Source organism: Aquiflexum gelatinilyticum (assembly GCF_024741135.1).
GTDB lineage: Bacteria > Bacteroidota > Bacteroidia > Cytophagales > Cyclobacteriaceae > Cognataquiflexum > Cognataquiflexum gelatinilyticum.
In genome coordinates this window covers 282,063-303,388 of record NZ_JANSUY010000004.1, presented here as the reverse complement: position 1 = coordinate 303,388, position 21,326 = coordinate 282,063, and the positions used below count along the sequence as shown (strand labels likewise).

The 21,326-nt window shown below is 40.5% G+C and carries 14 protein-coding genes; 11 read left to right on the top strand and 3 right to left on the bottom strand.

All coding sequences use genetic code 11. The annotated features are described in order from the left end of the window. Positions 1-7: 7 nt before the first annotated feature. The 3 genes from NU887_RS09065 to NU887_RS09055 form a co-directional block, all read right to left on the bottom strand. On the bottom strand, positions 8-1,255 hold the full coding sequence (locus tag NU887_RS09065; RefSeq protein WP_258423039.1) for a M16 family metallopeptidase: 1,248 nt from the start codon (positions 1,253-1,255) through the stop codon (positions 8-10). A gap of 52 nt (positions 1,256-1,307) precedes the next feature. Then, a complete protein-coding gene (locus tag NU887_RS09060) occupies positions 1,308-1,511 on the bottom strand; it encodes a heavy-metal-associated domain-containing protein (RefSeq protein ID WP_258423038.1) in 204 nt (67 codons plus the stop codon). A 321-nt stretch (positions 1,512-1,832) separates the two neighbouring features. Then, positions 1,833-4,022, bottom strand: coding sequence for a heavy metal translocating P-type ATPase (locus NU887_RS09055; protein WP_258423037.1), 2,190 nt, complete (start codon positions 4,020-4,022; stop codon positions 1,833-1,835). A gap of 306 nt (positions 4,023-4,328) precedes the next feature. On the opposite strand from NU887_RS09055, the gene bshC reads away from it, so the two are divergent. The 11 genes from bshC (at position 4,329) to NU887_RS09000 (ending at position 21,250) form a co-directional block, all read left to right on the top strand. Beyond that, entirely contained in the window at positions 4,329-5,900 is a 1,572-nt protein-coding gene (bshC, locus tag NU887_RS09050) for a bacillithiol biosynthesis cysteine-adding enzyme BshC (protein ID WP_258423036.1), read from the top strand. After that, positions 5,893-6,468, top strand: coding sequence for a 5-formyltetrahydrofolate cyclo-ligase (locus NU887_RS09045; protein ID WP_258423035.1), 576 nt, complete (start codon positions 5,893-5,895; stop codon positions 6,466-6,468). The genes bshC and NU887_RS09045 overlap by 8 nt, the downstream gene beginning before the upstream one ends. Before the next feature lie 64 nt (positions 6,469-6,532). Further along, complete coding sequence (locus NU887_RS09040; RefSeq protein WP_258423034.1) at positions 6,533-7,012, top strand: hypothetical protein; 480 nt, start codon at positions 6,533-6,535, stop codon at positions 7,010-7,012. Positions 7,013-7,824: 812 nt separating this feature from the next. After that, positions 7,825-11,055 (top strand): SusC/RagA family TonB-linked outer membrane protein, encoded by a 3,231-nt coding sequence (locus NU887_RS09035; protein ID WP_258423033.1) that lies wholly within the window; start codon positions 7,825-7,827, stop codon positions 11,053-11,055. Positions 11,056-11,074: 19 nt separating this feature from the next. After that, positions 11,075-12,730 (top strand): SusD/RagB family nutrient-binding outer membrane lipoprotein, encoded by a 1,656-nt coding sequence (locus tag NU887_RS09030; RefSeq protein ID WP_258423032.1) that lies wholly within the window; start codon positions 11,075-11,077, stop codon positions 12,728-12,730. A gap of 19 nt (positions 12,731-12,749) precedes the next feature. Beyond that, complete coding sequence (locus NU887_RS09025; protein WP_258423031.1) at positions 12,750-13,709, top strand: hypothetical protein; 960 nt, start codon at positions 12,750-12,752, stop codon at positions 13,707-13,709. Between the two features lie 172 nt (positions 13,710-13,881). Next, a complete protein-coding gene (locus NU887_RS09020; RefSeq protein ID WP_258423030.1) occupies positions 13,882-16,680 on the top strand; it encodes a 2-oxoglutarate dehydrogenase E1 component in 2,799 nt (932 codons plus the stop codon). 55 nt (positions 16,681-16,735) lie between these two features. Continuing rightward, positions 16,736-18,268: a 2-oxoglutarate dehydrogenase complex dihydrolipoyllysine-residue succinyltransferase gene (gene odhB, locus NU887_RS09015; protein WP_258423029.1), complete on the top strand. Its 1,533-nt coding sequence runs from the start codon at positions 16,736-16,738 to the stop codon at positions 18,266-18,268. A gap of 164 nt (positions 18,269-18,432) precedes the next feature. Then, positions 18,433-18,669 carry a four helix bundle protein gene (locus tag NU887_RS09010; protein ID WP_338080990.1) on the top strand — a complete coding sequence of 79 codons (237 nt, stop codon included), beginning with the start codon at positions 18,433-18,435 and terminating at the stop codon, positions 18,667-18,669. Between the two features lie 271 nt (positions 18,670-18,940). Further along, the gene (gene lpdA, locus NU887_RS09005) at positions 18,941-20,338 is read left to right on the top strand and encodes a dihydrolipoyl dehydrogenase (protein ID WP_258423028.1); all 1,398 of its coding nucleotides are present in this window, start codon (positions 18,941-18,943) and stop codon (positions 20,336-20,338) included. Positions 20,339-20,764: 426 nt separating this feature from the next. Beyond that, positions 20,765-21,250, top strand: coding sequence for a peptide deformylase (locus tag NU887_RS09000; RefSeq protein ID WP_258423027.1), 486 nt, complete (start codon positions 20,765-20,767; stop codon positions 21,248-21,250). Positions 21,251-21,326: the final 76 nt, after the last annotated feature.

The following is a 21,326-nucleotide window of genomic DNA, read 5'->3' as shown; positions in this document are numbered from 1 at the left end:
ATAAAACCTAGTTACTTTCTTTTTTGGCTTTGTAATAAACTACGGAAGAGTTTTCTTCTACAAGGATTTTATTCGCCTGATTAATAATTTCCTCCGAAGGAATCTTGATTTTCTTTTCGTATTCCAATTGTTGGTAATCAGGGTTGCCGAGGTGGGCATTATACGCCAGACTCATGGCCCTGTTCAAAAGTTGCACAGATTCATAGGTTTTCATGGCCTCTGCCTGATTTTTGATTTTGATCAGGGTGTTTTCAGAAACTGTCGAACCGAGAAATGTAGCCACGACTTCATCCAAAGCCTTTTCGGCAAGTTCCGCAGGCTGGCCTTTTTCCATTTTGCCTGAAAAAACCAACAATCCCGGGTCCACCGTTCCGAAGATATAAGCCCCGATGGAGGCAAACAGATTCCCGTTTTTGACCAATTTCTGTTCAAGAATGGAAGATCTGCCAAACCCAAGAATATCTGTAATCAGATCGGACTCAAGAAACCCATCCTGTAATTTTCCCGGCATGTGATACACTTTGTATAGGGCATCTGTGGGAACATCAGCTTCCACGTAATTCACTTTCTTTTTTATCTGTGGAGGTTCCTGAACAACAATATTTTTTTGGATTTTTCCTGAGGGAATATCCCCAAACCATTTTTCAGACAAAATTCTCACCTGTTCCAAAGTCACATCACCTGCCACCACCATGACTGCATTATCAGGCCGATAATGCGTGTAGTAGAAATCTTCAACGTCTTCTTTTTGATAATTAATGATATCCTCTAAATTTTTGCCGATCGTTGGCCATTGATAAGGATGCTTTTCGTATGCCAAGCTACGTATATGGTGGTGGACATCTCCATAAGGTTGGTTGATATACCGCTGCTTAAACTCCTCTATGACCACTTTCCGTTGTGCTTCAATGGTTTTTTCAGAGAGATTGAGTTGGAGCATCCTGTCAGATTCCAGCCAAAAGGCGGTTTCGATATTGGACGCAGGCAGGGTGATATAAAAGTTGGTAATGTCTGTATTGGTAAATGCATTACAGGAACCGCCCACCTTTTCCAGTTCTGTGTCAAATACTGGGACATTCTTTGAACTACCAAACATCAGGTGTTCAAAATAATGCGCAAGCCCTGTTTTTCCTGCAACTTCATTCCTTGACCCTACTTTGTACAGAATGTTTAGCACGGCGATTTTTGTACTCCTGTCCTCATGGACGAGCACTTGAAGGCCATTATCCAGTACAAATTGTTGGTAGTTGATCATTTCAAATTTTGGGCAAAGCTAAGAAATAAAAGCAATTTGGAGGTCAATTGTTTTAGGAAAGCAGTTCTCCTTTGTATCCTGCGGTTTCAAGTGCATGAATGATTTCAGTAGCACCTTTTTCACTTTCTACCGTGAGGATTCTGTCTGGATGGGTCAAGTCCACCTGCCAAGATCCGGCTGCGATTTTTTCCATTTCCGGAGTGATGGTAGCCACACAGGCACCGCATTTTACGTTTGTTTTGAATTGCTTTTTCATATTTTAAGACATAAGATGTGAGACGAGAGACATGAGATTAAAATCAGAAAGCAAGGGTTAAATTTCTGAATTAATAATGAAGAATGAATAAAGACGAAGAAGCAGAAGACGCAAGCTTTTGAAAAGACTTCACCCTTTCATTTCGAGTAAACATTAAATATAATGTACAGACATGAAAAGGACACCGTTTTCTCCGTCATCCTGAAGGAGGTACGACTGATGGATCTCAATTACTTTAAGAGAGACCCTTCGCTTCACTCAGGGTGACGCCTCCCTAAAACAACAACCGGTGTAATTCGGTTTGCTTGTTGAATGTAATTGTCATTTTCTAAGCCGAAGACTATTGCTGACTACCGAGACCGAACTGAGTGCCATTGCTGCCCCTGCAATCATGGGATTGAGCAGGAATCCGAATGTGGGATACAAGATTCCCGCCGCAATCGGAATTCCAATAATATTGTAAATAAAAGCCCAAAAGAGATTTTGACGGATTATTTTGACTGTTTTTTTCGTGAGTTGAAGGGTTTTTGGAATTTGAGAAAGGTCTGAATGGACCAAAGTAACCTCTGCAACTTCCATCGCAATATCGGTTCCCTTCCCCATCGCAATGCTTAAGTCCGCTAGACTCAATGCCTCGCTGTCATTAATCCCGTCCCCTGCCATGGCCACGTGAAGACCTTTACTTTGTAATGCTTTGAGGTAGGAGGCTTTATCCTGAGGTAACATTTCTGCTTTGAAATGTTCTATTCCTGTTTCTTTTGCTACCCAAGAAGCTGTTTTGGTTTGGTCTCCGGTGAGCATGTGGATGTTTATTCCCATTTGTTTCAATTCTTGAATGGCCTGAATCGATGTTTGTTTGATCGGATCAGCGATTTTGAATACTGCAACCAATTCCCTGTTTTTTGCAGCAAAAACCACAATAGCACCCTCTTCCAAAGCTTGGGAAGATTCTTTCACCAAAGGCCCGGTCATCTCCACTTGCAATGATGACAACCACTTTGAAGTTCCGATATGGAAGGTGTCTTCACCGCTCTTGGCACTGACTCCTTTACCTGTTTCACTCCTGAATTCTGACAAATTGTTTTCGGGGATTGTTTTCTCAAAATAATCCGAAATGGCAATAGCCAAAGGGTGCTCGCTTTTGGATTCTATGGCTTTGATAGCGGAAGCATCTTTTTCATTCCAGTTTTCACTGAAATTAGTGCCGATGACTTTTGGATTTCCTTCGGTAATCGTCCCTGTCTTGTCCAGGATTAGGGTATTTATGGATTTTCCTTTTTCCAAACTTTCGGCATCTTTGATCAAAATCCCCATTTCCGCTCCTTTGCCCATTGCGGCCATTATTGCGGTAGGAGTAGCCAAACCCAAAGCGCATGGACAGGCAATTACCCAAACAGTAATCAGAGCCAGCATTCCTCGCAGCCAGGAATCTTGTACTCCGCTGAATCCCCAAACAAAAAATGTCAGGAGCCCGATTGCCAAGACTACAGGAATGAAAATTCCAGCGACTTTATCTACCGTTTTTTGAATAGGAGCTTTGGATCCCTGTGCTGACTTTACCCTTTGGATGATTTGGGCAAGAAAAGTTTCGCTTCCAATTTGCTCAGCAACAAAAGTGAAACTACCGGTACTGTTAATGGTTCCGGCAAAAACCTTGGCATCTTTTTCTTTGAGAACTGGAAGTGGTTCACCGGTAAGCATACTTTCATTGACATAGGAAGAGCCCTCTAAGACTTTGCCATCCAAGGGAATTTTTTGACCTGGTTTGATCAGAACAACTTCACCGGTTCGGACTTCTGCCGTCTTTTTAGGGATTTCTTTTCCTTCTTCCAAAACTATGAGGTCGCTTGGCTGAAGGTCCATCAGCTTTTTGAGTGCTGCTCCTGTTCCGGCTTTTGCGCCGGATTCAAGGGTTTTTCCCAAAAGAATAAAAAAAATGATCACTGAGGCTGCTTCAAAATACACATGTACCTCTAGTCCTTTTGAAGCAAGGAATTCAGGGAAAAAGGTGTTGAAACTACTGTATATATAAGCTATTCCCGTACTCAGGGCCACGAGTGTATCCATATTGGCTTGTCTGTTTTTTGCCAATTTCCAGGCTTGGATAAAAAATTGCCTTCCCATGACCAGTAAGACCGGTGTAGTCAAGGTCCACATGATGTAATTGCCATAAGGCATTTCCATCCAAAACATGCCGATCAGAAAAACAGGCAATGCAAGTATTCCTGCATAGGTTGTTTTTTTCTTAAGCTTTTGGTAGGCTTCGAGCTGCATTTTTTCCAGGTCTTCACGCAATACGTCTTCGATCATCAAGCCATATCCTGTGGATTGGATTTCTTTTTGAAGTTTTTCCAAAGACACTACGTCTTCTTCCCATTCCAGCAATGCTACATGGTTGGCATAATTCACAGAGGCTGATTTGACTCCAGGACTATTGGAAAGCGTTTTTTCTACAGAAAGTGCACAAGCCGCACAACTCATTCCCGTAACCGGTATTTCTTTCTTTTTCATTTTCTTTAAATTTTACAAACAGTCCCAAATCCTCAACTTCCCACTTCCTAACTAGTACTTCATACTTTCACCTTCCTACTTCATTAACTCGTAACTCGTACTTCATAATTCACTTCCTTCCTTTACCCTTCACCCTTTATTCTCACAAATTTAGCCTATCAAACCTGCAGGGATCTCATATAATTTTTGAAAAAATTAAACAGTAAATCTGCCGTTCTTGTATTAAGAAAAAAAATGCGAACTTTATCATTTGTTGCGAAGTTACACTGACTTGTATCGCCAAAGAGAACGTTGAACCCCAAATCCATGATAAAAAGCACAGTTGATCCGGATTGTACCGGACAATTTTCGGCCTTATTTTTAGATTATATCCATCAAAAGCCTGAGGTTTCCCCATTTTTTAATCAGTATCCAACAATCGGAAATTTCAAAAAACTGATGGATGGGAAGAAATTCAAAGATTCTCACAGGAAAGTTTTGTTGGAGCGCCTCAACTTTCAATACCAAGGAATTAAGCTTTCTGAGGTTACACATCGACAAATTCAATCGTTGGCAGATTCTACCACTTTTACAGTAACAACAGGACATCAGCTCAACCTGTTCACGGGCCCGCTTTACTTTATATATAAAATTGTATCGACGATCAACCTCGCTGATCAATTGAATCAGGCGTATCCTGAAAAGCATTTTGTGCCTGTTTATTGGATGGCAACTGAAGACCATGATTTTGATGAAATCTGCTATTTTAAACTTGATGGTAAAAAATACCAATGGAAAACCAACCAAAACGGAGCTGTAGGTGATTTTGAATTGGATGAAAGTTTTAAAGCGTTTTTCAAGAATGTTGTCGGGTTTGTTCCTGATTTTTTTAAAGAGGCTTATCAAAGCTCTGAGAAATTATCGGAGGCTGTCAGGAAATATGTCCATCATTTATTTGGGGAAAAGGGTCTCTTGATTGTAGATGGCAATGATGCTGCATTGAAAAAGATTTTTGTACCCGTGATACAGGAAGATTTATTCCAGCATACGCCACAGGTACTCGCAGATACCCAAACAAAAAAACTGGAAGAACTTGGATATAAAAGCCAGATATTTCCCAGGGAAATCAACCTTTTCTACATGGATCAGGGTATTAGGGAAAGAATAGAAAAATCAGGCACTATATATAAGGTGTTGAATTCAGAGATTTCCTTCACTGAAAAAGAGTTGATGGAACTCGTGGAGACAAATCCGGAAAGGTTCAGTCCAAATGTGGTTCTTCGTCCCATTTACCAGGAAATGATCCTTCCAAACCTTGCGTATTTGGGCGGTCCTGCAGAAGTGGTGTATTGGCTTCAGTTGAAAGGGATCTTTGACCATTTTGAAGTTCCATTTCCTGCTTTGATGCCAAGGAATTTTGCTGTTGTTTTAGATGGGGCTATTGATAGGAAAATCCAAAAACTTGGGCTGTCAGATGAAATGCTTTTTCAGACTGTAGAAGAATGGAAAAAGAATTTCATTTCAGCATACGCTTCCATGGATATCAAACTGAAACATGAAAAAGAAGCGTTGAGCTTGGTTTTTGGGGAAGCAGGAAAAACAGCCTCAGTACTAGAGAAAAGTCTTGGAAGTGCATTTGAAGCTGCTGAAGTAAGGGCCCTTAAGATTTTGGATCAACTTGGCCAAAAAGTAAGAAAAGCAGAAGAAAGAAAGTGGGACATTAAAATCAAACAGAGAGAAGCAATCTTCGCTTACATGAATCCGGGTGGAAGTCCGCAGGAAAGGGTGGAAAATTTCATGAGATTTTATCTTGAGGATCAGGATTTCATCCCAAAACTCCATGAACTTTTTGATCCTTTTGATTTTTCATATATGATTTTAAAGCCGGATCATGGATAAATCAGCCATCAGAAAAGAACACCACGAACTGAGAAAGGCAATTTCAATTGAAAAAAGAGAGGATTTTTCTGAAAAGATTTCCAACAAGGTACTGGATTATCTCAAAGCGAATTCCTCCATCAGGCATATCCATATTTTTCTTACCATTTCGAGACTGAACGAAATCAACACTTTCCCATTAGTAAAAAAGCTAAAAGATTTGGGATACTTTTTGTATACCTCTTATGTCAATCCAGAAACGGGCGTTTTGGACACATTGGATATCACTCATTCCAAAGAATTTAAATCAGATGCTTTTGGTATTCCACTTCCATCAGATTTTAAAAAAGGACAAAATGCAAACATTCAATTGGTCCTAATTCCCCTTTTGGCATTTGACGTGAAAGGCAACAGATTGGGTTATGGCAAAGCTTACTATGACAAATTTTTAGCCACCTTTCATCATAAAATAATTAAGGCAGGTTTGTCGTTTTTCCTTCCGGTTAAAGAAATCCCAACTGAAGCACATGATATTGGGCTTGATATTTGCATTACACCCGAAAAGACATACTATTTTAACCATCTTTGATGGAAATTATTTAAAGAATTAATTTAATTCGCCCATTCTTAAACTTAAATCCATTTGAAAATTTATGAAAAAGTCCATTCTATTTCTCGCAGTTTTGATTTCCTTGGCTTTTGTCAATGAATCCATGGCACAGTATAATACTGGTATAGGGCTTAGACTCGGTTCAGGTAACGGTATCACTGTAAAGCATTTTATCCAAAATGGAGCTGCCATCGAAGGCATACTCTATACGAGGTGGCAGGGTTTTATCATCACCGGCTTGTATGAAGTACATAAGGATATAGATGGAGCAAAAGGTTTGCAGTGGTTTTATGGTGGTGGTGCACATATCGGTTCTTGGAATTCAACCAAGCGCAATACACCTTGGGGTGACAATGGCACAAGTTCAACAGTAGTAGGATTAGATGGCATCATTGGTTTGGATTATAAATTTGATAATGCACCCATTAACCTTTCACTAGATTGGAAGCCTGCATTCAATATCAGCGACAATGGAGGACTTTGGTGGGATGAAGTGGCATTATCAGTGAGGTTTGCTTTTTAATTGAAGTAGAAATTATAGGAATTACACTTTCTGAAATTAATAAGGATAAAGTATAAGCCGTATTGCTTGTACTTTATTTTTTTGTTCTAAAGTGTACAAACAGGTTCATTTTTCGATGAATGTATTTCCAAATTTTATTTTGTCGTTTTGTGGGTTATTTTTTGACTTATCTTCTGATTCTAGATTCAAAATTGAACCTTCATTTTCCTGAATTTTAAAAAAAATCAATCTGAGGTAAAAATATTACCCCGAAATACATTTTTCTGTGGATTATTCTAAAAAACATGATGGAAAACGCCATAATTCATCAGGGGATAAAAAATTTTTTGCAATATGTAAATCAAAGAATGATTCTTTTTTATTCTATTGGTTCTGATTTTATGGAAAATAAGAAATATCCCTAAAAAATTATCAATTAGTTAAATTTTAGCCTTATACAATAACAAATATGTATTTAAAGTAATTTTTTTTTAAAAAAAGCAAAATAATTTTTTCAAACTTATTCAGAATAAAATTTTGCGTATTGATCCTTGAATCTATTTTAATAAAACTGATCGTTCGAAATAAATTTGATTTCCAAATTTTCCACTTTTTTGACTGCTTTTGTAAGTATTTAACCTAAGGGATCATTTTAAATTCATTAATTTAACTTTAACAATAATTAACATTGATGATATGGACTTAAAATATGTTAAAATATTAAATAAACAATAAAAAGATATACAAAACAAATATAAATTTATGGATTTGACTCATTTTGAAATGTGGAGGAAATAAATTTTCTTTACACATCAACTAAACTAAAATACCTTATGAGAAAAGCTTTACTCTTTGTTATTGCGCTTTTCACCATGACACTCAGTATCGAGGTGTCGGCGCAACAACGGGTAATTACCGGAAAGGTAATTTCCGATGAAGATGGTCAGGGCCTCCCAGGCGCTACCGTCCTCGTGAAGGGTACAACAGTAGGTACTACCACCGATTTGGATGGTAATTACTCTATTAATGTACCGGAAGGATCTAATGTATTGATTTACTCTTTTGTGGGTTTGAAAACCCTTGAAGAAGCGATCGGTAACAGATCCGTTATCAACGTAACGCTCACTACTGATGCGTCCCAACTATCCGAAGTGGTAGTTACGGCAATCGGTATTGAGAAAGAAAAGAAAGCCTTGGGCTACGCGGTAACCACTGTAGGGGATGAGCAAATCCAAAACAGACCGGAAGCTGACGTTGCAAGGGTTCTTCAAGGTAAAGTGGCAGGTGTGAATATCACTGCTACTAACGGTAACTCAGGTGCTGGTACAAACATCATCATCAGGGGTTATTCTTCAGCCACAGGTTCTAACCAGCCTTTGTTTGTTGTAGATGGTGTTCCATTCAACACAAATACCAACGCTCAATCAGGATTTGGTTCAGGTGGTGCTACTACTTCAAGCCGTTTCTTGGATATCGATCCAAACAACATTGAAAACATCTCCGTGTTGAAAGGTCTTTCTGCTACAGTATTGTATGGTGACCAAGGTAGAAACGGTGTTATTTTGGTAACCACCAAATCAGGTTCCAGAAAAAGAAAGCAAGCTGAAGTAACTGTTAACCAGTCTTTGTTCTCAAACAACGCTGCTTCACTTCCTACTTTTGGTCAGGTATATGGTAATGGTTTCCAGCAGCAGCCTGGTTTGTTCTTCTCTAACTTCGGTCCTAGATTGGACATTGGTTTGCAGATCAATCACCCTGTCGCCAACTCTTCATTATCAAGTATCAGAAGTGCTTTCCCTGAGTTTTTTGAGAAAGATGCCAATGGAAATCCTACAACTACGCCTATTAAGTATGATTACAAGGCGTATGATGATCCTAGCAAAACTTTCTTCCAAACTGGATTGGTAAGTAATACTTCCGTACAAATCCAAGGCGGTTCTGAAAGCACAGGTTACAGTGCATCTTTTGGTTACACTTCAGACGAAGGTTTCCTTCCTGGTAACAAGTTGACCAAGTACAACTTTGGTTTGGGTATCAACTCTGCTATCAGCGAGAAATTCACCATCAACTCTTCCTTTACTTTTGCTAGAACAGGTGTAGATTCTCCTCCTGTAAACGCGGCGTTTGGTTCAGGTCCTAATGGTGGTATCCCTTCTGCGTATGCCCACATTTTGTTTTCTCCAAGATCCCATGACTTGGGAGGCTTGCCTTTCGAAAACCCTGTGGATAGAAGCTCTGTTTATTATAGAGCGGGTAATGATATCCCTAACCCACTTTGGGTAGTGAAGAATTACAAGAATACATCTGAAGTAAACCGTTTCTTCAACTCTACTTCTTTGAACTATGACTTCAACGACAACTTCTCAGTAACTTACCGCTTAGGTTTGGATACTTATACTGAAGTACAGGAAGCTAAATATAACAAAGGTGGAGGTGCAGGTGTAGCTTTGGAAGCAAGACAAGGTTATTACAGAACTATCAATATCCAAAATACCATTTGGAACCAGGATTTGATTTTGAACTGGAGAAAAACAATTTCTGAAAAAGTGGGAGTAAGTGCACTTTTGGGTGGTAACTCAAGATATGACAACTACCAGCAGAACGGTATCTCTTCAACAGGCCAATTGGCTTTTGACCTTTTCAGACATACTAACTTCCTGACTTCTGCAAACATTGACCCACTTGGCGCAGGCCGTATGGATTATTTGGTAGAAGAAAGAAGGATGGGTGTTTATGCCAACTTTACTTTTGATTACAGCAACTATTTGTTCTTGAACGTTTCTGCTAGAAATGACTGGACTTCAACCGTAGAGCCTGAAAACAGAAGAATCCTTTATCCAGGAGCTTCAGTTTCATTTATTCCTTCTGATGCTTTCAATTGGAATTCATCCACTGTGAATGACTTGAAATTGAGATTGGGTTATGGAACCTCAGCAGGTTTCCCAAGACCATATCAGACAAGAAATATTTTGGGTCAGTCTTCAAGAGCCTTCCAAAATTCTGGTGGAACTTTATTCCAAACACAATCTTTGAGCAACACTTTAGGTAATCCAAACTTGAAGCCTGAATTGCATGAGGAATTGGAATTTGGTATCGAAACAGCCATGTTCAATAACAAAGTGAGATTTGACATCTCTTTGTACCAGAAGAACACCAACAATTTGATCACTTCTTCACCTATTGATCCTTCAACAGGTTTTACCAACACAACCATCAACATCGGTAAAATCAGAAACAGAGGTATAGAATTCCAAGGTACTGCCACTCCAGTGACTACTGCAAGTGGATTTAGCTGGGAGACTATCGTAAACTGGACTGCTTACAGAACGGTTACCATGGAGTTGGGTGAAGGTCTTGAAGAAGTTGTTTATGCAGGTTTTACCAACTTGGGTAACTTTGCAATCCCGGGACAGCCTTTCGGTATCATCAAAGGAACTGTTTTTGCCCGTGATGAGCAGACAGGTCAGCCTATTGTTGATAACGTAGGTACTTACCTTGAAGATACTGAAATCGGAATCTTGGGTGATCCAAACCCTAAATGGACTGGATCATGGATCAACACCTTGAGATACAAAGGTTTCTTCATGAACTTCATGTTGGAATACAGAAGAGGTGGTATCATCTTCTCTAACACAGTTACTGCTACACTTGCTAGAGGTGTGACCAAAGATCCAGTGGTGGACAGAGAGATGAGTTTCATCCTTCCGGGTGTGAAGAGAGACGGTACTCCAAACGATATTCAGATCACTGCTTCTAACTATTTCTTTGATGGATACCACGTAGGTGCTGATGAATCAAACGTATTTGATGGTTCAGCTGTGAAATTGAGAGAATTGTCATTCGGATATGACCTTCCATCTTCACTTCTTTCCAAGACTCCTTTCAAGCGTGCCTCTATCGCACTTAGCGGTACTAACCTTTGGTTTAGAGCACTTAACTTCCCTCCAAACATGAATTACGATGTGGACGTTTTGGGTGTAGGTGTTGGTAACGGTTTGGGCTTTGACTTTGTAACAGGTCCAAGTTCAAGAAGATTCGGTGGTACTTTAACATTGGCATTCTAAACCACTAAATTTTACGACAATGAAAAGAAAAATATATAGTCTGATTGTTGCATTTACAATGGTATTTGCTTCATCATGTGATCTTGATTTATTGGATTCACCAAACGAGGTAACGGCCGCTACTGCGGATCCAAGTTGGGTTCTCAATCAAGTGCAGTTATCTTATGCAGGTATGTTTGAAGGAATCAGTAATACCGGTGCACAACTAACTAGAATTTTGGCCCAGCCAAACGTAAACTACCAAAATGCCTACAATGCTACCGCGTTGAACGGTGTTTGGAGTACTTCTTATGCAACTATTTTGAGTGATATTCAATTTATTGAAAATGAGCTTAATACTGAGGAAAGACCTATTCCAAGACACGTTGCAATTGCAAAAGTGATCAAGGCTATGGTTTTGATGCATTTGGTGGATCACCTTGGAGACGTTCCTTATTCAAAGGCACTCAATCCATCTGATTTCGCTCCAACTGTTGACAGTGCTGAAGATGTGTACAAAGTGGCTTTGGATGAATTGGTAGCAGCAAGAGCAGCTTTTGCAATTGCTACAGCAGCGCTTCCAACTGATTTGTATTACAACAACAACGTTACAAGATGGCAGCGTTTGGTAAATACTTTAGAATTGAAGTATTACCTCAATACCAAATTGGTCAACAGTGGTTCAGCAGCAAGAATTGCAGCATTGGTTGCAGAGGATAACTTGTTGAAGGATGGTGATGATTTCGTTTTCAGATATGGCACAAGTCAAACTAACCCTGATTCAAGAGCGCCAAAATTCGGTCAGTACGGTGGTGGCGGTGGTGACTATCAAAGTACTTGGTACATGTACCACTTGACTGAAGCCAAAGGTTTTGATGACCCAAGAGTAAGGTATTACTTGTATCGTCAGACTTTGACAAATCCAACTGATCCTGATGAATTGAGATGCTTGGGTGAAATTGCTCCAGGCCACTATTTGGCAAACAATTTCCCTTTCTGCTTACCTGATTTCAGTCCTACAGGAAGAGGTTATTGGGGAAGAGACCACTTGAACAATGAGGGTATTCCACCGGATGGTTTTAGAAGAACCATGTATGGCTTGTATCCTGCAGGTGGTAGATTTGATGAGAACTCTGCTTCTCCTGTCAATTCACCAACTTTAGGTGCAGGTGGTGCAGGTCTGCAGCCGATTATGTTGTCTGCTTATGTTGACTTTATGGTAGCAGAAGCTATCCAAACTCTTGGTGTACCAGGTGATGCGAAAGCAAGGGTTGAAAGTGGTATTCGTAAGCACATGAACTTTGTAAGGGCATTTGCACTCGCTTCTTCTCAGGGTGGTGTTGTGACTGCGTTTCAACCTAACGCTACTTGGACATCACTCGTTGATTCTTATGTTGCTGCTGTCAACACTGAATGGGATGCGGCTCCTGCCAACAGAAAAATGACCTTGATTGCAAGGGAATATTGGCTGTCTCTTTTCGGTAATGGGGTAGAATCTTATAACCTTTACAGAAGAACAGGCCAGCCTGATGGCATGCAACCTGGTCTTGCTGTTGACCCAGGGTTATTCCCAAGATCTTTCTTGTATCCTACAGTATTTACTGTAACAAACAAAAATGCTCCGGCACAGAAAGCCAATCTTGGTCAAAGAGTGTTCTGGGATACAAATCCTGAAGGTAACGGCTGGATTAACTAACCTCTAAAATTGCTAAAATATGAAATTGATAAAATATAGTTTAGGAATGTTAGTTACCATGTTGGTTTTCATAACCTCATGTACTGACTTCGTTGACCCAAGGATTCCTTATTCTACATTTGATACAGGTGCTTATCTTAGGACTGTGGCCCGTACAAGTGATACCTTTAACTTCTTTGATTTGGGTAACTCCAAGTTTGACATTACCGTTGAAGCTGTTGATGCTGAAAATGGTGCTACTGTCGAATCTGTAGAAGTAAGGGTTAGACGTAGAAGACTGATCCCTGGAGTAGGTTTGGAATATATTCCTGTTGGAACAGGTACTACTGTAAATGATGTACTTGTCAAAACGCTTTCTGCTTCAGACTTTGCTTCCACTACCGAGAGCAAATTTTTGAGAGCCGGTATTGTTGTTACTTCTGCAGAAACATTGTCAGCTTTGGGATTGACCCAATCGCAGATAAATGGTGGTGATGTGTTTGAATTCCGTCTTAAAATGACTGACAAGTCTGGACGTGTATTCAATGATGTCAATGCAAGTGCGGATATCAAAGGTGGTGCTTTCTATGCATCCCCTTTCTTATACAACGTTTCTGTTGTTTGTCCTACTGCTTTGGCAGGAACTTATGAATTCACTTCTTCTGAAATGAGTTCTCCATTTGGATCTTGCCCCGGTACTATCACAGGAACTGTAACATTTACTGCTATTGCAGGTACTACTTCCTATGGTGTTTCTGATGCAACTTTTGGATTCTGGGATTGTTATGGTGATACCTTTGGTGGCAACGTCAGGTTGAATGATGCCTGTGGTTCTTTGTCTTTCTCAGGTTCTGATAAGTATGGAGATACTTACACCTTTAACTTCATCAGTGTTTCACCTGCTGAATTGGTATTCACATGGGTAAACACTTCTGCTGAAACAGGTAGAGTAGTATTGAAATCCAATGCTGGTAAGCCATGGCCTCCGGGATTAAGATAATTTCCGCTAATAAAAATAATTGAAAAAAGCAGCATCTTAGGGTGCTGCTTTTTTTTTGTCAATCGCGATTTGTGTCACATTCTTGTTTTGTTTTTTTAATTTGTATAACCGTTTTAACGGTTTTTAAATGTCTTTTTTTGGGTTTACATTTGTCTTGTTGACAATAAAACCAATGGATAAATTCTCCTACATCTCAAATGCACATGTAGCTTATATCGATGAGCTCTATTCTGATTATAAAAATAACCCTGATTCAATAGACCCAAGTTGGAAGGTATTTTTTGATGGCTTTGATTTTGCCATTGCCAAATATGGGGAAGATCAGGGAACTCTTCCTGCTTCAAAAAGTCCTGAAGGGCCCAATGAAGGTGTAAACGGTTCTTTGTTGACACCTGGAACAATCATGGATATGGAACAATTGCCCAAGGAAATCAAAGTCAGGGCTTTGATACATGCTTATCGTTCCCGCGCGCACCTTCGGTCCAAAACCAATCCCGTTAGAGAAAGGAGAGACAGGAAAGCTTTGTTGGATATTGAGGATTTTGGTTTGGACCAAAATGACCTCAATACAGAATTTCAGGCCGGAAAAGAAATCGGTATTGGGACAGTGAAGCTTTCAAAACTGATTGAATCCTTAAAAATAATCTATGAAGGGGCTATCGGTTTCGAATATACTTATATCAGAGATCCTGAAATGTTGGATTGGTTGAAAACCAAATTCGAAAAAGAAGCTTTGTCTTTTAATCCTAGTGTAGAAGCTAAAAAAAGAATCCTTTTCAAATTGAACCAAGCTGTAGTTTTCGAGAATTTTCTTCACACCAAATACCTTGGTCAAAAAAGATTTTCTTTGGAAGGAGGCGAAAGCACCATCCCATTTTTGGATGCAGTCATCAATACAGCTGCAGAATTTGGAGTTGAAGAAGTAATGATAGGCATGGCGCACAGAGGCAGGCTCAATGTGCTTTCCAATATCATGGGAAAAACCTACGAGCAGATTTTTTCTGAATTTGAAGGTACTGCCAAGCCGGATCTAACTATGGGAGATGGTGATGTGAAATACCATATGGGCTATTCTTCCGACATCATTACCACAGGGGATAAGAAAGTGAACCTCAAGCTTGCTCCCAACCCTTCACACCTTGAAGCAGTGAACCCGGTCGTTGTTGGGTTTATGAGGGCTAAGATTGATTCCCAGCATAAAAACGATTCAAATAAGGCGCTTCCGATTCTCATCCATGGCGATGCCGCAGTTGCCGGACAAGGGATAGTTTATGAAGTGACTCAGATGGCAGGATTGAAAGGATATAATACTGGAGGTACCATTCATTTTGTCATCAATAACCAAGTTGGGTTTACCACAGATTTTGATGATGCTAGAACTTCTATTTATTGTACAGATGTAGCCAAAATCATCGATGCTCCGGTTATCCACGTAAATGGGGACAATGCCGAAGCGGTGGTATTTGCCGCTAATATCGCAGCTGAGTTCAGACAGAAATTCAAGAAAGACATTTTTGTCGATATGGTATGCTATAGAAGGCATGGACACAATGAGTCAGACGAACCTAAATTTACCCAACCGGAACTTTATAATATCATCTCTAAGCACCCAAACCCACGAGAAATCTATGTCAAGAGATTGACTGAAAGAGGAGATATCGATGCAGAGATAGCCAAGGTCATGGATGAAGAATTCAGGCAATTGCTTCAGGACAGACTGAATCTGGTCAAAGAAAAACCTTTGCCTTACCAATTCACCAAATTCGAAAGGGAATGGCAGTCATTGAGAAGATCCACTCCTGAGGATTTTGACCAATCTCCTGAAACTGGTATTTCTATTGATAAAATAGAGAAAGTAGCAGAGGCTTTGACTACAATCCCAAAAGGATTCAAGCCTATCAAACAAATTGAAGTGCAGCTCAAACAAAGGAAGGACATGTTCTTTACGGCCAAATCCCTCAACTGGGCAGCTGCCGAATTGTTAGCATATGGTTCTCTTCTTCTCGAAGGCAAAACAGTAAGAATCACCGGTCAGGATTGTCAGAGAGGAACATTCTCCCACCGACATGCTGTGGTCCACGATGCAAATACCAATAAGCCCTACAATTTCCTAAAAGAACTGAAAGACAGCAAAGGTCAGTTTCACATTTATAACTCCCTGCTGTCAGAATATGCAGTACTCGGGTTTGAATATGGATACGGAATGGCTAGTCCACATTCTCTTACAATATGGGAAGCTCAATTCGGGGATTTTGCCAACGGTGCGCAGACAATGATAGACCAGTTTATTTCTTCAGGAGAATCAAAATGGGGTAAGATGAACGGTATTGTCATGCTATTGCCTCACGGTTATGAAGGTCAGGGACCTGAGCATTCCAACGCCCGACCCGAAAGATTCCTTCAACTATCAGCAGAATACAATATGGTGGTGGCCAATATTACTGAGCCATCTAACTTTTTCCATCTTTTGAGAAGGCAGCAAGCTTGGGATTTCAGAAAACCATGTGTGGTCATGTCTCCCAAATCCTTGTTGAGACATCCAAAAGTGGTTTCTCCTTTGGAAGAGTTTACAAAAGGTGAATTTAGAGAGATTTTGTTGGATCAGTCTGTTAAGGCCAATGATGTAAAAAGAGTCCTACTGTGTTCAGGAAAGATTTTTTATGACCTGGATGAGGTAAGAGAAAAAGAAAAGGTGACTGATGTGGCAATTATCAGAATTGAGCAATTACATCCTTTTCCGAAAAAACAGATATTGGATGCCCTTAAGGCATATAAAGATGCAGAAATCTTATGGGTGCAGGAAGAACCTGAAAATATGGGGTATTGGAACTACATGTTGAGAATGATGTACAAGGAACTTCCAATGGACATTATTTCCAGAAAACCATCTGCCTCACCTGCCACAGGTTACAATAAAGTCCATGTCGAAGAACAGGGCAAGATTGTCAGGAAGGCTTTGAAACTTTCATAACCTGAGTGGTATTAAGAAAACTTTGGCCATTCTTGGCATAAAAAAAAACAAAATAATGAACCTAGAAATGAAAGTCCCTACCGTAGGGGAGTCAATAACCGAAGTTACCATTGGTCAGTGGTTTAAAAAAGACGGTGACCAAGTCCAAATGGACGAGGTGATCTGTGAGTTGGAATCCGACAAAGCCACTTTTGAGCTGACAGCGGAAGCTGCAGGTACATTGAAAATCAAAGCCCAAGAAGGGGACACTTTAGAAATCGGGGCAGTTATTTGTGTGATTGATTCAGCATCAAATTCAGAAAGCAAAGAAGAAAAAACAATTGTTATGGAAGCAGCAAAATCAAGCCAAGGAGGCAAAACAGGGGAAATTAAAGACATGATTGTCCCTACCGTCGGAGAATCAATCACTGAAGTGACTTTGGCTTCTTGGTTAAAAGAAGACGGTGATTATGTGACTTTGGATGAAATCATCGCTGAAGTTGATTCCGATAAGGCTACTTTTGAATTGCCTGCTGAAGCCAATGGAATTCTTCGGCACGTTGCCAAAGAAGGAGACATTTTGGAAATTGGCGGCTTGATCTGTAAAATCGAAGTGGTTGAGGGAGGTGCACAGGCTGCAACTGCTGCCAGTCCTGCTGCAGGAGAAACAATCAAACCTGCTGCTTCAGGAAATGAAACCTATGCTACCGGACATGCTTCTCCGGCTGCCGCCAAAATTATCGCTGAAAAAGGGATAAACGCTGAAGATGTAAAAGGAACAGGCAAAGATGGCCGCATCACCAAGGAGGATGCCATCAGTGCCCAAGCCAAAGAAGCTCCAAAAGCTGCTGAGGCAAAACCTTCAGCTCCGAAAGTAGAAGCCCCTTCAGCTCCAAAAGTTGCAGGATCCAGGGAAAGCAGGAGAGAAAAAATGACTTCTTTGAGAAGAACTGTATCCAGAAGATTGGTAGCAGTGAAGAATGAAACTGCAATGTTGACCACTTTTAACGAAGTCAACATGGGACCCATCATGGATATCCGTAAGAAATACAAAGACCAGTTCAAAGAAAAGCATGGTGTCAACCTTGGCTTTATGTCTTTCTTTACCAAAGCTGTTTGTGTGGCACTTCAGGAATGGCCAGCTGTCAATGCCATGATCGATGGCAACGAAATCATCTACAATGATTTCTGCGACATCTCCATCGCAGTTTCTGCTCCAAAAGGATTGGTGGTACCGGTGATAAGAAATGCTGAAGCTATGAGCTTTGATCAGATTGAAAAAGAAGTAGTAAGATTGGCAGGCAAGGCTAGAGACAACAAATTGTCGATAGAAGAGATGACCGGAGGTACTTTTACCATCACCAATGGCGGTGTTTTTGGTTCCATGATGTCTACCCCGATCATCAATGCACCTCAGTCTGCAATCCTTGGAATGCACAATATCGTGGAAAGACCAATGGCTGTAAACGGTGAAGTCAAAATCTTGCCAATGATGTATCTTGCCCTTTCTTATGATCACAGAATCATCGATGGTAGAGAGTCAGTCAGTTTCTTGGTGCGTGTCAAACAATTGCTCGAAGATCCGACAAGACTGCTTTTTGGAGTTTGATAAAGTTGGAAGTAGGAAGTAAAAGGTGATCAAAAAGTACAAAGTATTATGTACCAAGAACCAAGTATTTAAATAGTCGAATAAATTGGCGCCTTGACAAAGTTTAGGAGTGACGGATATTTAAAATTCAGTTAAATTATCACTTCACTAAAATTCCAAGGAAAATGCACAGATATAAGGAATTAAAAGTTTGGCAAAAGGCCATAGACTTAGCAGTTGAAGTTTATAAGATAACCGAGAAATTACCAAAAGATGAAAGATTTGGTTTGATTAGCCAAATGAACATGGCAGTAGTCTCTATTCCTTCCAACATCGCAGAGGGTGCAGGAAGAAACGGAAAAAAAGAGTTCAACAATTTCTTAAGGGTTGCACTTGGATCGCCTTTCCAATTGGATACCTAATTGGTAATCTCAAACCATCTGAATTATCTGAATGACGAAGATTTCAAAAATGTTGAAAAAGAATTGGAGTATGTGCAAAATATGATTGTCAAGCTCAAAATGAGTTTGAACATTGATACTTAATTCGATTCTTGATCCGGAATACGTCAGCAAGATTCTATATACTTGGTACTTAGTACTTAGTACTTGGTACCAAATCCATCAACAAAATTCAATCTTCAGTGATATCAAGTTTCACGTCTTGTGTCTCATGTCTAAAATCTATTAAAAAATGTACGACGTCATAGTAATCGGTTCAGGCCCGGGAGGATATGTAGCAGCCATCAGGGCAGCACAATTGGGTATGAAAACCGCCATCATTGAGAAATACCCTACGCTCGGAGGAACCTGCCTCAATGTAGGCTGTATCCCTTCCAAAGCGCTTTTGGACTCATCGGAGCATTACCACAATGCCGCCCATACTTTTAAAACCCACGGTATCAACCTTGACAACTTGGAGGTAAACCTCGAGCAGATGATTGCCCGCAAATCCGAAGTGGTCAAGCAAAACGTGGATGGCATCCAGTTTTTGATGAAGAAAAACAAAATCGAAGTGTACCATGGTTTGGGTTCATTTGTAGATGCCAACACTGTCAAGGTGACCAAAGACGATGGTTCATCTGAAGAGATCAAAGGAAAAAACATCATCATTGCAACAGGTTCTAAGCCTGCTTCTTTGCCTTTTATCAATATCGACAAGGACAGGGTCATCACCTCTACCGAAGCGTTGAAACTGAAAGAAATTCCCAAGCACATGATCGTCATCGGCGGTGGAGTGATCGGTATGGAATTGGGTTCTGTCTATGGCAGACTCGGAGCAAAAGTATCGGTGGTAGAATACCTCGATGCCATCATTCCTTCCATGGACCGTACTATGGGCAAGGAACTTCAGAAGTCACTGAAAAAATTGAATTTTGACTTTTATCTGAAGCACAAGGTAACTGCTGTAGAAAACACCGGTAAAGAAGTAATCGTCAAAGCAGAAAACAGCAAAGGAGAAACCATCGAAATCGTAGGAGATTATGTCTTGGTTTCCATTGGAAGAAAAGCCTATACTGAAGGACTGAATGCCGAGGCGGCAGGAGTGAAGATCACCGAAAGGGGATTGGTCGAGGTGGATGCACATCTGAGAACAAATGTGCCAAATATCTACGCCATCGGAGACGTGGTCAAAGGCGCGATGTTGGCACACAAGGCAGAGGAGGAAGGCGTCTTTGTAGCAGAAACTATCGCCGGACAAAAGCCACATATCAATTACCTTTTGATTCCTGGGGTAGTTTACACTTGGCCGGAAGTGGCTTCCGTAGGATATACCGAGGAGCAACTCAAAGAACAGGGAGTCAAATACAAAACCGGGAAATTCCCTTTTATGGCCTCAGGCCGTGCACGGGCTTCCATGGATACGGATGGCGTAGTCAAAGTTTTGGCTGATGCCAATACAGATGAGATCCTTGGTGTACACATGATCGGACCAAGGACTGCCGACATGATAGCCGAGGCGGTCGTTGCGATGGAATTCCGGGCATCGGCTGAGGACATTGCAAGAATGTCCCATGCGCACCCCACTTATACAGAAGCTTTCAAAGAAGCCTGCCTGGCCGCAACGGACAACAGGGCTTTGCATATATAGAACCTAAACCTTTGAGGTCTTTTTTTGACCTCGAAGGTTTTTAAAAAATAAAAAACCTTCAATTTTAAATGGAGGGCATCTTAACCTGTCAGCATTCAATTCTGACAGGTTTTTTTGGAATCTATTTAAAGTATTTTTTTTATGTGTATCCGTATGTATGCAAGTCGCCAAACAAATAGTCGTTGGAGAACGATTTGGTGGTACTATGGACAGTGGACTGTTGTCCGTGGACGAGTATCCGTATTCGATAAAGCCTCTTAAAACCGAACGTGCAATATTGCGGATACTCATATTTTTTTTCTATTCACCATATCCTCATTTACATCACCTGCTGGGAAATATCAATCAATATCCAATATCCATGAATATCCATTTTTAAGGTTCATTCAAGGATAAAAGATTGAAAATCCAATTATCTTCGAATCCATGATAACAGTTGATAATATCCTCAAACTCGGTGATCCCCGCCTCTATGAAAATTGTGCGCCACTGACCCATGACGAACTTCCTTTGGTAGAAAATTGGGTGAAAGACCTGCACGAAGCCATGCAAGATATCCGGAGGAAATATGGGTTTGGGAGAGGGATTGCTGCACCGCAATTGGGAATTATGAAACGGCTTTTTTACCTCAATCTTGACAAACCCTACATCATCATCAATCCCGAAATCACCGATCCAAGCAAGGACATGTTTGAGCTTTGGGATGACTGCATGAGTTTTCCCAATCTGCTCGTCAAAGTCAAAAGACACCAATCCCTGACCTTGGAATACTTGGATGAAAACTGGAAAAAGCAATCTTGGACCGTAGAAGGTGCCATCTCAGAACTTATCCAACATGAATACGATCACCTAAACGGCGTACTCTGTACCATGCGGGCTATTGATGATAAGTCGTTTAAGTGGAAGGAGTGAAGTTTTTCAGGTTTTGGCTCTTTGACCAACAGCCCGGAAGTGGGCTGAAATATTATGCGATAGCCATCGGGATGCA

Excerpts from the sequence above, each read along its gene's own strand:
- NU887_RS09065 (WP_258423039.1), bottom strand. The coding sequence starts at position 1,255 with ATGATCAACTACCAACAATTTGTACTGGATAATGGCCTTCAAGTGCTC.
- NU887_RS09060 (WP_258423038.1), bottom strand. The coding sequence starts at position 1,511 with ATGAAAAAGCAATTCAAAACAAACGTAAAATGCGGTGCCTGTGTGGCT.
- NU887_RS09055 (WP_258423037.1), bottom strand. The coding sequence starts at position 4,022 with ATGAAAAAGAAAGAAATACCGGTTACGGGAATGAGTTGTGCGGCTTGT.
- bshC (WP_258423036.1), top strand. The coding sequence starts at position 4,329 with ATGATAAAAAGCACAGTTGATCCGGATTGTACCGGACAATTTTCGGCC.
- NU887_RS09045 (WP_258423035.1), top strand. The coding sequence starts at position 5,893 with ATGGATAAATCAGCCATCAGAAAAGAACACCACGAACTGAGAAAGGCA.
- NU887_RS09040 (WP_258423034.1), top strand. The coding sequence starts at position 6,533 with ATGAAAAAGTCCATTCTATTTCTCGCAGTTTTGATTTCCTTGGCTTTT.
- NU887_RS09035 (WP_258423033.1), top strand. The coding sequence starts at position 7,825 with ATGAGAAAAGCTTTACTCTTTGTTATTGCGCTTTTCACCATGACACTC.
- NU887_RS09030 (WP_258423032.1), top strand. The coding sequence starts at position 11,075 with ATGAAAAGAAAAATATATAGTCTGATTGTTGCATTTACAATGGTATTT.
- NU887_RS09025 (WP_258423031.1), top strand. The coding sequence starts at position 12,750 with ATGAAATTGATAAAATATAGTTTAGGAATGTTAGTTACCATGTTGGTT.
- NU887_RS09020 (WP_258423030.1), top strand. The coding sequence starts at position 13,882 with ATGGATAAATTCTCCTACATCTCAAATGCACATGTAGCTTATATCGAT.
- odhB (WP_258423029.1), top strand. The coding sequence starts at position 16,736 with ATGAACCTAGAAATGAAAGTCCCTACCGTAGGGGAGTCAATAACCGAA.
- NU887_RS09010 (WP_338080990.1), top strand. The coding sequence starts at position 18,433 with ATGCACAGATATAAGGAATTAAAAGTTTGGCAAAAGGCCATAGACTTA.
- lpdA (WP_258423028.1), top strand. The coding sequence starts at position 18,941 with ATGTACGACGTCATAGTAATCGGTTCAGGCCCGGGAGGATATGTAGCA.
- NU887_RS09000 (WP_258423027.1), top strand. The coding sequence starts at position 20,765 with ATGATAACAGTTGATAATATCCTCAAACTCGGTGATCCCCGCCTCTAT.